The sequence below is a fragment of the Microbacterium sp. 8M genome, from assembly GCF_902506375.1.
In the GTDB taxonomy this organism is placed as follows: domain Bacteria; phylum Actinomycetota; class Actinomycetes; order Actinomycetales; family Microbacteriaceae; genus Microbacterium.
Genome location: NZ_LR733284.1, coordinates 2,341,092 through 2,352,994, shown reverse-complemented (window position 1 = coordinate 2,352,994; position 11,903 = coordinate 2,341,092). Strand labels below are relative to the sequence as shown.

11 protein-coding genes are annotated in these 11,903 nt (G+C 70.9%); 5 read left to right on the top strand and 6 right to left on the bottom strand.

Annotation, left to right across the window (positions count from 1 at the left end):
• Positions 1 to 2: 2 nt before the first annotated feature.
• The 3 genes from AERO9AM_RS11295 to AERO9AM_RS11285 are packed head-to-tail and all read right to left on the bottom strand — an operon-like array spanning position 3 to position 3,565.
• The gene (locus tag AERO9AM_RS11295; protein WP_159576223.1) at positions 3 to 1,379 is read right to left on the bottom strand and encodes a maltokinase N-terminal cap-like domain-containing protein; all 1,377 of its coding nucleotides are present in this window, start codon (positions 1,377 to 1,379) and stop codon (positions 3 to 5) included.
• A 45-nt stretch (positions 1,380 to 1,424) separates the two neighbouring features.
• Complete coding sequence (locus AERO9AM_RS11290) at positions 1,425 to 2,525, bottom strand: hypothetical protein (protein ID WP_159576222.1); 1,101 nt, start codon at positions 2,523 to 2,525, stop codon at positions 1,425 to 1,427.
• Positions 2,526 to 2,578: 53 nt separating this feature from the next.
• Complete coding sequence (locus tag AERO9AM_RS11285) at positions 2,579 to 3,565, bottom strand: hypothetical protein (RefSeq protein ID WP_159576221.1); 987 nt, start codon at positions 3,563 to 3,565, stop codon at positions 2,579 to 2,581.
• A gap of 290 nt (positions 3,566 to 3,855) precedes the next feature.
• Here AERO9AM_RS11285 and AERO9AM_RS11280 point away from each other — a divergent pair, with 290 nt between their 5' ends.
• Both AERO9AM_RS11280 and AERO9AM_RS11275 read left to right on the top strand, forming a co-directional pair.
• The gene (locus AERO9AM_RS11280; protein WP_159576220.1) at positions 3,856 to 4,308 is read left to right on the top strand and encodes a hypothetical protein; all 453 of its coding nucleotides are present in this window, start codon (positions 3,856 to 3,858) and stop codon (positions 4,306 to 4,308) included.
• Between the two features lie 51 nt (positions 4,309 to 4,359).
• Complete coding sequence (locus AERO9AM_RS11275; protein ID WP_159576219.1) at positions 4,360 to 5,103, top strand: hypothetical protein; 744 nt, start codon at positions 4,360 to 4,362, stop codon at positions 5,101 to 5,103.
• A gap of 489 nt (positions 5,104 to 5,592) precedes the next feature.
• On the opposite strand, the gene AERO9AM_RS11270 is transcribed toward AERO9AM_RS11275, so the two are convergent.
• Positions 5,593 to 7,347 carry a bifunctional metallophosphatase/5'-nucleotidase gene (locus AERO9AM_RS11270; RefSeq protein WP_236602588.1) on the bottom strand — a complete coding sequence of 585 codons (1,755 nt, stop codon included), beginning with the start codon at positions 7,345 to 7,347 and terminating at the stop codon, positions 5,593 to 5,595.
• A 336-nt stretch (positions 7,348 to 7,683) separates the two neighbouring features.
• Here AERO9AM_RS11270 and AERO9AM_RS11265 point away from each other — a divergent pair, with 336 nt between their 5' ends.
• Both AERO9AM_RS11265 and AERO9AM_RS11260 read left to right on the top strand, forming a co-directional pair.
• Complete coding sequence (locus tag AERO9AM_RS11265) at positions 7,684 to 8,148, top strand: DUF6098 family protein (RefSeq protein ID WP_236602587.1); 465 nt, start codon at positions 7,684 to 7,686, stop codon at positions 8,146 to 8,148.
• 82 nt (positions 8,149 to 8,230) lie between these two features.
• A complete protein-coding gene (locus tag AERO9AM_RS11260) occupies positions 8,231 to 8,767 on the top strand; it encodes an SRPBCC family protein (RefSeq protein ID WP_159576217.1) in 537 nt (178 codons plus the stop codon).
• Between the two features lie 37 nt (positions 8,768 to 8,804).
• Here AERO9AM_RS11260 and AERO9AM_RS11255 read toward each other — a convergent pair whose 3' ends face one another.
• Entirely contained in the window at positions 8,805 to 9,764 is a 960-nt protein-coding gene (locus AERO9AM_RS11255; RefSeq protein WP_201298623.1) for a DNA topoisomerase IB, read from the bottom strand.
• 219 nt (positions 9,765 to 9,983) lie between these two features.
• Between AERO9AM_RS11255 and AERO9AM_RS11250 the strand changes: the two genes are divergently transcribed.
• Positions 9,984 to 10,394: a DUF4383 domain-containing protein gene (locus tag AERO9AM_RS11250; protein WP_159576215.1), complete on the top strand. Its 411-nt coding sequence runs from the start codon at positions 9,984 to 9,986 to the stop codon at positions 10,392 to 10,394.
• A 598-nt stretch (positions 10,395 to 10,992) separates the two neighbouring features.
• On the opposite strand, the gene AERO9AM_RS11245 is transcribed toward AERO9AM_RS11250, so the two are convergent.
• Positions 10,993 to 11,903, bottom strand: a 911-nt coding sequence (locus AERO9AM_RS11245) for a M23 family metallopeptidase (RefSeq protein WP_236602586.1), incomplete at its 5' end; no start/stop codon positions are given.

Here is an 11,903-nt window from a genome sequence, read left to right as displayed (position 1 = left end):
GCTCAGACGGCTCGGACGAGCCGCCGGATGCCCAGGACCGGGACGGGGAGCCAGTCCGGGCGGTTGCGGATCTCGTAGACGGCCTCATACACCGCCTTGTCCAGCTCGAGGGCGTCGCGGAGCGGACGCTGCGCGTCGAGGTCCACCTCCGAGGCGGAGGCGTACCCGGCGAGGAACGCCTGCCGGGCCGCGTTCGCCCAGTCACGGGCGGGGGCGATCGGCAGGTCGGGGTGGGTGAGGCGGCTGGATCCGGCGACGTAGTCGAATGAGCGCAGCATGCCCGCCACGTCGCGCAGGGCCAGGTCGGGCCGCACCCGCTCGGTCATCGGGCGCAGCGGCTCGCCCTCGAAGTCGAGCAGCATCCACCCGCGCTGCGGAGCCAGGATCGCCTGGCCCAGGTGCAGGTCGCCGTGCACGCGCTGCAGCTGCGGCCACGGCCCCTGTTGCGCGCGCTCATACACCGCCTCGATCGCCGAGCGCAGGTCGGCGAGCTCGGGCACGTCCGCGATCGCCACGTCCAGGCGCCGCTGCCAGCTCACGGCGATGCGGCGCCGGTCGTCGTCGGACGCGTCGACGGTGGGGAAAGTCACGGCGAGCGTCCGATGCACGCTCGCGGTGGCGACGCCCAGGCTGTGGGCGGAAGCGGTGAAGTCCCTATCCGAGGATGCCGCCCGCAGCGCGACCCGCCACGCGTCCTCCACGCCCGGCAGGAACTCCTGCGCGAAGGCGAGCGAGCCCTCCACCGTGCCGTCCGGGGAGGGCCAGCGCCCCACGACGTGCCCGAGCGCCCGCGGCACGAACGGGGAACCCGCGGCGGCCAGACCGCTCTGCAGCTCGATGTCCGGATTCACGCCGGCGTGCAGCAGACGGAAGATCTTCACGATCATCGGAGGTGCATCATCGGAGCGGAAGATGATCGAGGTGTTCGACTGCTCGCCCCGCAGCACGTCGGAGGTCCACCTCCCCGTGGCAGGCGCGGGCAAGACCGGAACCCCGTGCGCCTCCGATCCCGGGCCGGTGCCGGATCCGCCTGCCGTCACCAGACGGCGCAGAGCTGTCGCGAAGGCGGGATCGTGCGCGCCGTCGAGGAGCGTCCAGCCCGGCTCCGGGGATCCGACGGCGTTCGGAGATCCCGGCGGCACGGAAGCGTCCGGACGCGCGACGAGCGGCACCTGATACAGCGCCACCGGCACCGCCGCGTCATCCGCCACGAGGAAGGTCCGCACCTGCACCGCCTCGTCACCCGGAACGGCAGGCAGGTCCCACCACGTGACGATCCGCAGCGCCGAATGGCGCCCCTTGGCGGCGAACCACCGCTGCCGCGGCATCCATTCCGCGAGCAGGGCGCGGACGCCGTCCACGTCGAGAAGCGCTGCCATGACTCGAACAGTAGGGGGTGCGCCGGTTCCGCGTCGAGTGCCGGATCACGGCACGGTCGGCACGGCACAGGTGAGGCCCGGCGGGTACACGCCGTAGCCGCGTCCCTCGGGATCCATCGCCATCCCGATGTAGTTCTTGTAGAACGCGACGTGCGCTGTGAATCCCGTGTGCACGTGCATCATGTCGGTCGGATCGTCGTACTCGGCGTAGGTGCCGAGCAGGGCGGCGCGCACCGGCTTGTCGGTCGCGTTCGCCAGCTGCGCGGCGAAGGCCGAGGCGTTGGCGGCGCAGAACGCGTACTTGAGCAATCTGAACTTCGTGGTGATCGTCGAGCGTGACGGGAACGGCGTCTTCAGGATCGGCAGCAGGAAGCCCTCGAGGTAGTCGACGTCCTCCTTCACCACCCGGTCGAGCGTGAGCACCGTGTCGTCGCCGGTGCCGCTGGACGCATAGCCCTTGGCGCCCTCCATCGCCCACATCGCGTGGTGGATGACCCGCGGGAACGCGCAGCCCCAGAGCCACGAGAAGCCGTCGGCGGCGAAGGCGGCCTTGAACAGCGCGAGCGCGGCGGCGTCCTGGGTCGGCGCGACGAAGTCGTACTCGCCCCGGGAGTCCTCGTCGCTGGGGTTGCGCTGCGTCGGGCCGAGCGTGGCGACGACCGTGGTGGGCGCGCCGCCGGTGGAGGGCACCGGGACGACGGGGGAGCGGTCATCGAAGCTGTTGACCAGGATCAGCCCGCCCATCCAGCCGTGCCCGAAGAAGCTCACCTCCTGCAGCGTGCCCGGTGCGTTCTTGCCGATGTCGCGGATCGCGGCGTAGAGATCGGTGATCGACATGACGCTGAACTGGCCCGGCGTGAAGCCGGTGCGGGTGATTCCGGCGGAGTCGGTGAACGTGCCGATGCTGGAGCGGCCCACCGGCCCGAAGGTGGCCACGACGCTCGACGTCTCCGTCTTCGTGCCGCCCGGGTAGGTCACGTCGATCCGGGTGACCCGCCCGGCGCGGACGTCCATCATGAGGAAGCGCAGATCCGCCTTCGCGGTGTTCTGCCGCGTGAGGTACTTGCGGCGGTTCGTCGCGAGCACCTGGAAGTCCACGCCGTGGAACTCCCAGTCCACCCCGGCCATGATGATGTAGTTGCGCATGTCCGGCCTCCTGCCGGTCGTCGTCGGCGCGTCCGCCACCGGGCGGACGGTCCTCAGTTGGCCGGCTGCCAGTCCTCGCCGACCTTCGTCCACGCCGGGAGCGCGTCGTCGGCGCGCAGCTTCGCCAGCGTCGTGGGCAGCCGCACGAGCCACGGGTCGCCGACCGGAACCTCGTCGCCGGGAGCTCCGGTCGCCTCCTGGATCTCCTTGACGATCGGCACGTACAGCGAGCTCGAGATGTCCGGCGCCGGTCCGCCGTTCCAGATCTCCCCGGTCTCGAGGTAGTGCACGACGGCGGCCTCGAATCCGGGGCGGACGGGGAAGACGACCCGGCCGGCGCCCGCGCGGAGGAAGTCGGCGAACTCCGTGTCGACATCGTCGAGCAGCATCCGGTGCGACCAGGCCGGCTTCCACCCCCAGAAGTACGGGTAGAAGAACGACACGAGGTGCTCCCACTCGAAGGCCTGCTCGAAGAAGCGCACGTACGGCATCTGCTGCTCGCTGCGGGTGAGGTTCGGCTGAGGGTAGCCCTCCGCCGAGGTCTCCAGCGCCCCGAACGCGTCGAACTGCTGAGCCGTGAGCAGCGTGAGGCACTGCTTGCGCAACTCGTTCGCCACGATGCGGGCGTTCCACATCGGGTTGCGGCCGGAGATGACCACGCCGGCGGCGGCTGCCGCCTCGTCCAGCTGCGACTGGTACGCCTGCTGCTTCGCGAGGTAGCCCTGGGTGAGGGCCGCGTGCGTCTTCAGCTGCCAGGCGGTCATCGCCCGCGCGGTGCGCTCGCAGAAGATCTCCACCGTCGCGGCGAAGTCGCGCAGCTTCCAGCCGTACGTGGCCACGGAGACGGATCCGACCTCGCCGGCCATCCCGACATACGTGGAGTCGGTGAACACGTCCAGGGCGTTGTTGCCGATGACGAGGTACCAGGCGGCTCCGGAGTAGGTGTTCCATGCAGCGGTCCACAGCGCGTACTTGGCCTGGAACCCGTCGTCGATCGCGATGTCGGCCGACTTGCTGAACTCGTACGGATCCTGCGGCACGGTGCCGTCGAACGCCTTGCTGAACGTCTTGACCGGAGGGGGGCGGGGCCTCGATGCCGGTGACGTCGTACTGGTGGGCCCAGAACGCGTAGTTGCCCTCGGGGACCTGCGCCGGGGTGAGCGTGAACGGCACCGGCGCGGTGAAGGTCTGCCCCTCGAGCTTGCCCTTGGTCTGCGCCACGATGAACGCGGTGCCGGGCTCGGGCAGCGTCACGTCGAAGAGCATCCGCTTGCCGTAGTTGTAGACCTGCGCCTGCAGCACCTTGTCGACCCACTGGTACACCCCGGAGATGTTCCCCGTGCCCTTGCTGTTGTCGAAGCCGTGCGAGTACCGCTCCTCGAACTCGTTCAGGGTGGTGGTGGTCCGCCTCTCCAGCACCCGGTCGACCACTTTGCTGACGGAGCGGGCGACCACGTCCTTGCTGAACTCCGACGCCTGCTTAGCGGACTCCTCCGACGAATGGCTGGTGGCGAAGTCGGCGTTCGCCTTGACCTCCACGAACGGGCCGTACTTCGCATCCACCGACAGCCCGGCCTTGAACTGGGTGTCGTCCTTGATCGTGGAGCTGGTCTCACGGCTGAGCGAGAACCGGTCGGTCGACTGGGTGTCGCGCTCCTCCTCCTTCGTGGTCTCGTGCTCGGTCAGGATCGTCGTCTCGGTGCGCTCCAGGCGCCGCGTCTCCCGATCGAGGTGCTCGGACTTCAGCACGTTCTCCACGTGCGCCAGCTCGCCGCCCTCGTAGCGCAGCACGTGCTCCTTGACGAGCAGCAGGTCGCCGACGCCCACCGGGCGGATGGATCCGTGTCCTGCCGGCATCCCCGCCGTGGGGGCGCCGACCAGATCGGCGGCGTCGGGCGTCTCCACCAGCGCGCTGCCGACGAGCGACACGGCGGAGATCTTCGATACCGGCACGGCGAGCGAGGCCAGCAGCGCGCTGCGCTTCTCGTCGAGCGTGCGCAGCATCATCGGCAGAGGCGTATCGGCGACGTCGAGGGAGAGGCTGCGCAGCGTGGTGCGGACGGGCGCCGCCAGCTTCTCGGCGACCGCCGTGTCGAGCACCCACGGGACGCGCGGCGCGATGGAGCCGGAGCTCTCCGTGCCGTTCCGCGACAGGGACGCACGGGCGTGGTCTGCACGGTCGGCGCCGTCCGCACCGTCTCCGGACGACCGTGTCGCCCGGGTGCGCGGACGGGGCGGCGCGGTCCGGGTCTCGGGCGCGAAGCCCGAGGCCGGCACCGCGGTCAGCGCGGCGATGGCGCGGTCGAGCCGGTCGATCTCGGCGCGGATCCGGCCGTCGTCGGGACTGGACGGGGTGCGCTGCGGACCGGTGGACGGCGGAGGCGCCCCCGGTCCCTCGCCCTTCGGGGGGACCACGGGCATGACGAGCGGGCGGAGAGCGATGCCGTCGTCGCCCGCGGCGGTCCGCGCGATCGCGTCGAGGCCCTGTGCGACGGCGGCGAGGCCGCGCGCATCCGTCCCCGACGAGTCGGAGAGCGCCTTCGCCGCGATGAGGGTGTCCTCGACCCGCCGGCGATAGGCGGCGAATCCCGCATCCGCGGCCAGAGCCGCCGCAGAGCTCCCCGTCGCGCCGTGGATCGCGGCCTCGGCGTCGGCGTTCGTCCGCCGTGCGACGCCGAGGGCGTCTGCCACGGCGCGCGCGGCGACGCCCAGCGGCTCCTCGGTGACCGAGCGGACCACGGCGTCGGACTGCAGGAACGCCTTCGCCGATCGTCGCAGCACCGGTGCGCCCGCCCCGGTGTCGACGTCGTGCGGCACGAGCGGATGCACCTCGGCATCCGCCGGCAGATCCGCCGGACGCATGAGCATGAATCGGAACAGCTCGTTCATCGTGACCACCCCTGACTTCCGTCGCACTGGGATCCATCGACGATCAAGAGCGCGCAGACGTCGTCCTGATACCAGCGGGTGTCGCGGATCCGCCGGCGAGGGGTGGCCGATCACGACGACGGCGCCCCTCCGCCGGATCAGCGGAGGGGCGCCGTGCGACCTGCCGGGGCGTCCCGGGTCAGAACACCGGTGTGCCGTTGCGCGTGAGCCGCCAGTTCACGACGTGGAAATCGGCGGGGTCGATGGTGCCTGCGGCCGAGGCGTATGCGACGATCGCCTCGCGGATGGCCACCTGCGCGTTGTACACGACCGGCGCCGTGGCGATGTGCGGGAAGCCGCCGCCCCCGGACTGGCGGTAGTTGTTCACCGCGACGACGAACTTCTGCGCGGGGTCGACCGGGGCGCCGTTCCAGGACAGGTTCTGGATCCGGGATCCCTGCGGCTGCGAGATGTCGACGTCGTACGCCACACCGGAGAACTGGTCGTAGTTGTAGTCGGGCGTGTTCAGCGCGTTCGTCCAGCTCGCCGGATCCACCGGGGCGCCCGGGGCGACCTGCTGGAAGTACTTCGCCGAGTACTCCAGGTAGTCCTTGATCTCGGCGCCGGTCAGCACCGAGGCCATGAGCGTGTTGTCGTAGATGTACAGCCCTGCCACGTCGCGGATCGTCACCTCGCCGGCGGGGAACGTCGCCTGGCGGTTGAACGGGGCCGCGATCGAGACGACCGGGAGCGCCGCCTCGGGCGTGCCGGCGATCGCCTTCGTCACCGTGTCGACCTGGACCTTGTTGACGTAGTCGAGGATCGCGGTGTCCTTCCAGCAGGACTCGGCCGCGGAGAGCTCCTCGGTCGAGGTCGCCACCGGCTTGTTCACGTAACTGACGACCGCGTCGTGCTGCGCCTGGACGAGGGCGACCATGGCCGGGTCGTCCTGCACGGTGTTGGTGTTGAGGTTCGTGGACTTGCGGGAGACCACCGTCCACTTGCCCTTGACCTGCTGCAGCTCGATGTCGAAGACGCTCAGCCGCTGGCCCCAGCACATCGGCTCGCTCAGCACCACCTGCTGTCCGGTCTGCGCGTTCGTCACGAACCGCTGCGGGATGTCCTTGTGCGCGTGCCCGAACAGGATCGCGTCGATGCCGGGCACCTGCTCCGCGAGGATCCCTGCCGCGTTCTCGTTCGGCAGGTCGGTGCCGTACGACGAGGTGCCGCTGTCACCGGAGTGCACGCTCACGACGAGGAGGTCGACGCCCTGATCCCGGATGACCGGTACCCAGCGCTTGGCGGTCTCGACGATGTCCAGCACCTCGAGGGTGCCGCTCACGTGCGCCTTGTCCCAGATCACGATGCCCGGGTTGGTGAGCCCGAGGACGCCGACCCGGATCGGCTTGTACCCCTTCACGTTGAGCGTCTTGATCGTGTACGGCGTGTACGCGGGCACCGTCGTCCCGGCGTGCACGGCGTTGGCGCCGAGAACCGGCGCGTCCATCTGCGAGATCCAGGTGTCCAGGAACTCGAGCCCGTAGTTGAACTCGTGGTTGCCGAGCGCGACGGCGTCGTAGCCGAGCGCGTTCATCTGGGCGGCCATCGGGTGCACGGCGCCCGTCGTCGTGATGGGCTCGACGGTGGCGTAGTAGAAGCCCAGCGGCGTGCCCTGGATCGTGTCGCCCGCGTCGAACAGCAGGGTGCGGTCGCGACCGCGGTCGGCGCGGATCTGGTTCACGACGCTGGCCACCCGGGAGAGGCCGACGACGTTGCCGGCCTTGTCGGTGTACGCCGCGTCCTTGTAGTAATCCCAGTTCACCGCGTGCGAGTGGATGTCGGACGTGCCCATGATCGTGATCGTCACGGACTTGCCGACGCCGCCGGCAGCGGCCGACGCCTTCTCGGGTGTGGCGACCCAGCCCGCGGCGGCGAGCGCGCTGGCGGCTGTCACGCCGGTGAGGAAACCTCGTCGATTCAGTCCGGAGCGGCGCTCCTGTGCGGCCTCGTCCGGAATCGCGCACGAGCACCAGCGGGGTTCCGGAGCGTCGGCGTGGCGGTGCAGATGTGTTTCATCGGTCATGAAGTCCGATGCAACCACGCCGAGGAAGCGCGGACAACAACGGCACGTGAACACTCCATGGCGGCGCGCAGATGAGCACGAAGGCGCGGTGGTTCCATCGAGATGAGCGCGGCCATGCTTGTCAAGCCCGCAGACGGGGCAGCCATGTCACGGCACTCTGAGAAGAGCGGGCTGCAGGCCCGTCTCGCTGAAGAAGGAGCACGGAGCATGGTGATGACCGACGTGGAGGACCGTGCGAAGCACAGCGACCTGCCCGTGTACGGACGGCTGCGCGAGGTCGTGTGCCTCGTGGAGTCCGTCGAGCCGCTGTACGTGCGCTACAGCGAGGATCCCCGCGGCGACGTGGGCGGCACGAGCATCGACGGCGAGAGCGGGCTGCCCCTGCCCGGGCTGTCTGCCAGCCCGCTCACCCCGGAGTCGTGGTGGACACGGCCCGTCGAGCAGTGGGCCGCGCGGCAGCTGATGAAGTACCGCCATCTCGAACATGAAGGCGACGGGCGCGTCGCCTGGATCCTCACCGGAAGCGAAGTCGGACGAGGGCCCGATGCTGAGCCGCTGCTCGCGGACGTGATCCCCGTCGCCGTGCTGGCGGAGTCGGTGCTGGACGAGGCGGACGAGCTCTACTCCGCGGCGTTCGATCGCGGTCAGCGCGTGGCGGACTCGCGACAATAGCGCACGCCCACCCGATGCGGAACCCCGGCGAGGCGGACCCTGCGCACGCGTAGCGTGGCAGCCCCGAACGGAAGGAGAAAGTATGAGCACCACCGTGAACGCATCCGTCGACGTCGACGTCCCCGTCCACCGCGCCTACGACCAGTGGACCCAGTTCGAGGAGTTCCCGAAGTTCATGGAGTCGGTGCGCCACGTCGAGCAGCTCGACGACGTCCGCACCCGCTGGGACACGGAGATCGGCGGCGTCAAGCGCACCTTCGAGGCAACCATCACGGAGCAGATCCCCGACTCCCTCATCCGCTGGGAGAGCTCGGGGGAGAAGGTGCATTCCGGCCAGGTCACCTTCGCCGCCGGACCCGTGGGAACCCGGGTGGATCTCACGATGACCTGGGAGCCCGAGACGTTCCTCGAGCGCGTCGGAGCGACGCTGTCGATCGACGAGCGCGCCGCGGAGCGCGACCTGAAGCGGTTCAAGGAGTTCATCGAGGAGCGCGGCAGCGCCACGGGCGCCTGGCGTGGGACGGTGGACGGGGAGAGCACCCCGCCCGATGAGGGGAGCACTCCTCCCGAACGGCGGGCGGCTCCTCCCGCCGGCGAGTCCTACAACGACCTCGCCTGAGGTGGACCCGGCGTGAAGCCCGGCGGCGGGAGCGGCATCAGGGCAGCAGGTCTATGAGCTGCTGTTCGATGCTCCTCCCGTTCGGGTGCACCGTGCGGCCCTGGTCGTAGCGCTGGAAGAGCCGGGGATCGATGTAGCTGCTGCGCGCCACAGCCGGCGTGTTCCCGAGCGCGACCGCGCTCTCCTCGACGGCCTGACGCACAGCCCGGCGGCGCGCCGCCTCCGTCTCGGCGACGCCGGAGCGGGCCAGGCTGCGGGCGGCGATCACGGTCGCATGGATCGTGCGGAAGTCCTTCGCGGTGAAGTCGCCGCCCGTGCGGGTGCGGACGTCCTCGTTGATGTCGGCCGGGCGGAGCAGGCGCCAGGGCCCGTCGTCCCTCCAGGCGAGCAGCCGCGCGCGCGACCCGCGCCGGCGCAGCAGCGCCAGAACCGCGGCGAGATCGGGGTCCTCGATCTCGCTCTCCCACGGGATCCGGCTCTTGCCGCGGAATCGCAGGCGCACGGTCGTCGCGTCGATGTCGACGTGCGACCCCCGCAGCGTGCACAGCCCGACGCTGCCGTGCTGCTGGGCGTACTCCTCGGAACCGACGCGGAGCAGCGCCACGTCGAGCATCCGGAAACCGGCGGCGAGCACGGTGGGCCGTGACGTGCCGCCGGCGCGCAGGTCGCGGGTGACCGAGCGCCGCGCGACGGGGAGAGCCCGGGCGAGGTCCAGCGCGCGGTCGAACTTCGCCTCCGCGGCCCTGCGCGCCCATTCCGGGTGGTAGCGGTACTGCGTGCGACCGGCCGCATCGACGCCCGTCGCCTGCAGATGACCGTTCGGGTGGCGGCAGATCCAGACGTCCTCCCATGCCGGCGGGATCGCGAGCGAGCGGATCCGGGCGAGGGTGTCGGGGTCGTCGACGTGTCGCCCGTCCGCGTCGCGATATTCGTATCCGCGTCCGCGCCGGATCCGCCGGATCCCCGGTTCCTGGCTGTCGACGATCCGCAACGCCATCCGCGTCCTCCCTGCATCCGCCGGCATGGGCGGATCCGCTCCGGTCGGTTTCGACCCTGCCGCCGCTGTGGCATTCCGGCAACGGGCTTGCGGCACACGGCTCGATCTGCGCAGTGCCGTGGGCTGCGGGTATCGCCCTGCCGAAACTGTGCAATCCGATTCTCGGAGGACTCCGAACAAGGGATACGCGGCAGCCCGCCGCCCTATCGAGGAGGAGCAATGCGTTCGTCACCGAACCGTCTGATCGCCGTCATCTTCGGCGTCGTCTACATCGCCGTCGGAGCGCTCGGCTTCGCCGTCACCGGAGGGGTCTCCTTCCTGGCGACCCGGGGAGGCATGCTGCTCGGCGTCTTCATGGTCAATCCGCTGCACAACGTCGCCCATCTGCTGATCGGCGCGGCACTGCTCGTGGCGGGCCTCGCGTCCACCCGGGCGGCGAAGGGCGCCAACACCGTCGTGGGAGCGGCGTACCTGCTGCTCGGCATCGTCGGGTTCTTCCTGGTGGGCACGGCGGCCAACATCCTCGCGCTGAACACGTTCGACCACTTCCTGCACCTCGCGAGCGCGCTGCTGCTGCTCGCGGTGGGGCTGGGGGTCGAACGCGGCACGCCGCGCTCGGCGACGGTCTGAGAACGTCGTGCTGCGCACCTGGCCCGCGATGCTCGCATGGGGAGCGGGCCTGATCCATCTCGCCATCGGAGCCTCGGCCGTCGCGCGCTCGGGCGATGCGACGTCGGCGCTCCTGTGCGCGGCGATGCTGCCGACCGGCGCTGCCGAGCTCGTGTGGGGCGTCGCCGTGCTGCGTGCCGGGCGGATCATCGGCGGGCGGGGCGCTGCTGCCGGCGCGATCGCGGCGGTGGTGCTGGGTGCGGTGTCGCTCGGGGGCGGTGCACCCGTCGGCGCGGTCGCGATCGCGTCGGCGCTCGCCGTGGCCGGGGGATCCATGGCGGCGCGCATGGCGGCGAAGGCGGAGCGCCCGGGCGGATCGGGGGAGGACCCGTCCGGGATGTCGCGCCTGCGGGCGGCGGGGATGGCTGTCGGGGCCGTCCTCGTCGCCGCGCTGGCGACGCCCGCCTTGGCGCTGACCGATACGGGAGTGCATCACGGGGCGCATGACCACGGCGCGGAGCTCGTCGTCGTCGACCCGCACGGGGGCACTGACCCGCTGAACCGTCCTGACACGACGAAGCCCCCGTCGAGACGGGGGCTTCGTCGGTCCGCGGACGGATCAGAAGACGTTGGCCTGGAGCCAGGCGAGCGGGTCGATCGCGCTGTCGTTGATGTGCACCTCGAAGTGCAGGCACGAGCCGACTGTCCAGCCGGTGTTGCCGACGCGGCCGAGGAACTGGCCGGCGGTGACGCACTCGCCGACCTGAACGGCGCGGGTGCCGTAGTCCATGTGCGCGTACAGCGTGGACACCGCGTTCTGACCGCTCAGGGCGGGGTGGGAGAGTTCGACGGAGACGCCGTAGCCCTGGTAGCTCTCCTGGGAGAGGGTGACGCAGCCGTCGGCTGCAGCGTAGATCGGCGTGCCGATCGGGGCGGCGAAGTCCTGGCCCATGTGGCTGCGGCCGGTGCGCGGAGCGCCGAAGCCGTCGGTCAGCGTGTAGGAGCCGGCGGCCATGGGATAGATGACCTGACCGGGCTTGGCGATGGACGCCACACCGGTGCGCGCGGCGGCGGCCGTCGCCGCCTGCATAGCGCTGAGCTCGGTCGGCGTCGTCGCGGTGAACGTGCCGTGCACCTGGACGTCGGGGAGCACGCCGTTGGCAGCCGTGAAGGACTGCGCGCGGATGTCGGCGGAGGCGCTGTTGGACGCCTGGGCGTCGCTCGCCCGGACGATCCCGATGGCGGGGAGCGCGGTGCCGACGACCAGCGCGGAGATCGCCAGGGCCGCGCCCGTGCTGCGGCTCAGGTGGCGGACGTTGCGGCGCGGACGCTTCCCGGCCGGGACGACGTGCGCGGGCAGCTGCTCGGGGGCTGCGGAGCGCGAGGCCGGCTCGGAGGCCTGCGGGGGCGCGGGGATGCGCGACTGGGGCGCCGTGGGGTCTGCGGCGCGGGCTCCCGAGAACGTCCCACGGTCCGTGGAGGGGGAGGTCGTGCGGGAGGCGGTGGGGGCCGTCGTGCTGCGGCTTGCGG

Coding starts and splice junctions, on each gene's coding strand:
- AERO9AM_RS11295 (WP_159576223.1), bottom strand. CDS start 1,379: ATGGCAGCGCTTCTCGACGTGGACGGCGTCCGCGCCCTGCTCGCGGAA.
- AERO9AM_RS11290 (WP_159576222.1), bottom strand. CDS start 2,525: ATGCGCAACTACATCATCATGGCCGGGGTGGACTGGGAGTTCCACGGC.
- AERO9AM_RS11280 (WP_159576220.1), top strand. CDS start 3,856: ATGTTCCCCGTGCCCTTGCTGTTGTCGAAGCCGTGCGAGTACCGCTCC.
- AERO9AM_RS11275 (WP_159576219.1), top strand. CDS start 4,360: ATGGATCCGTGTCCTGCCGGCATCCCCGCCGTGGGGGCGCCGACCAGA.
- AERO9AM_RS11265 (WP_236602587.1), top strand. CDS start 7,684: ATGGTGATGACCGACGTGGAGGACCGTGCGAAGCACAGCGACCTGCCC.
- AERO9AM_RS11260 (WP_159576217.1), top strand. CDS start 8,231: ATGAGCACCACCGTGAACGCATCCGTCGACGTCGACGTCCCCGTCCAC.
- AERO9AM_RS11255 (WP_201298623.1), bottom strand. CDS start 9,764: ATGGCGTTGCGGATCGTCGACAGCCAGGAACCGGGGATCCGGCGGATC.
- AERO9AM_RS11250 (WP_159576215.1), top strand. CDS start 9,984: ATGCGTTCGTCACCGAACCGTCTGATCGCCGTCATCTTCGGCGTCGTC.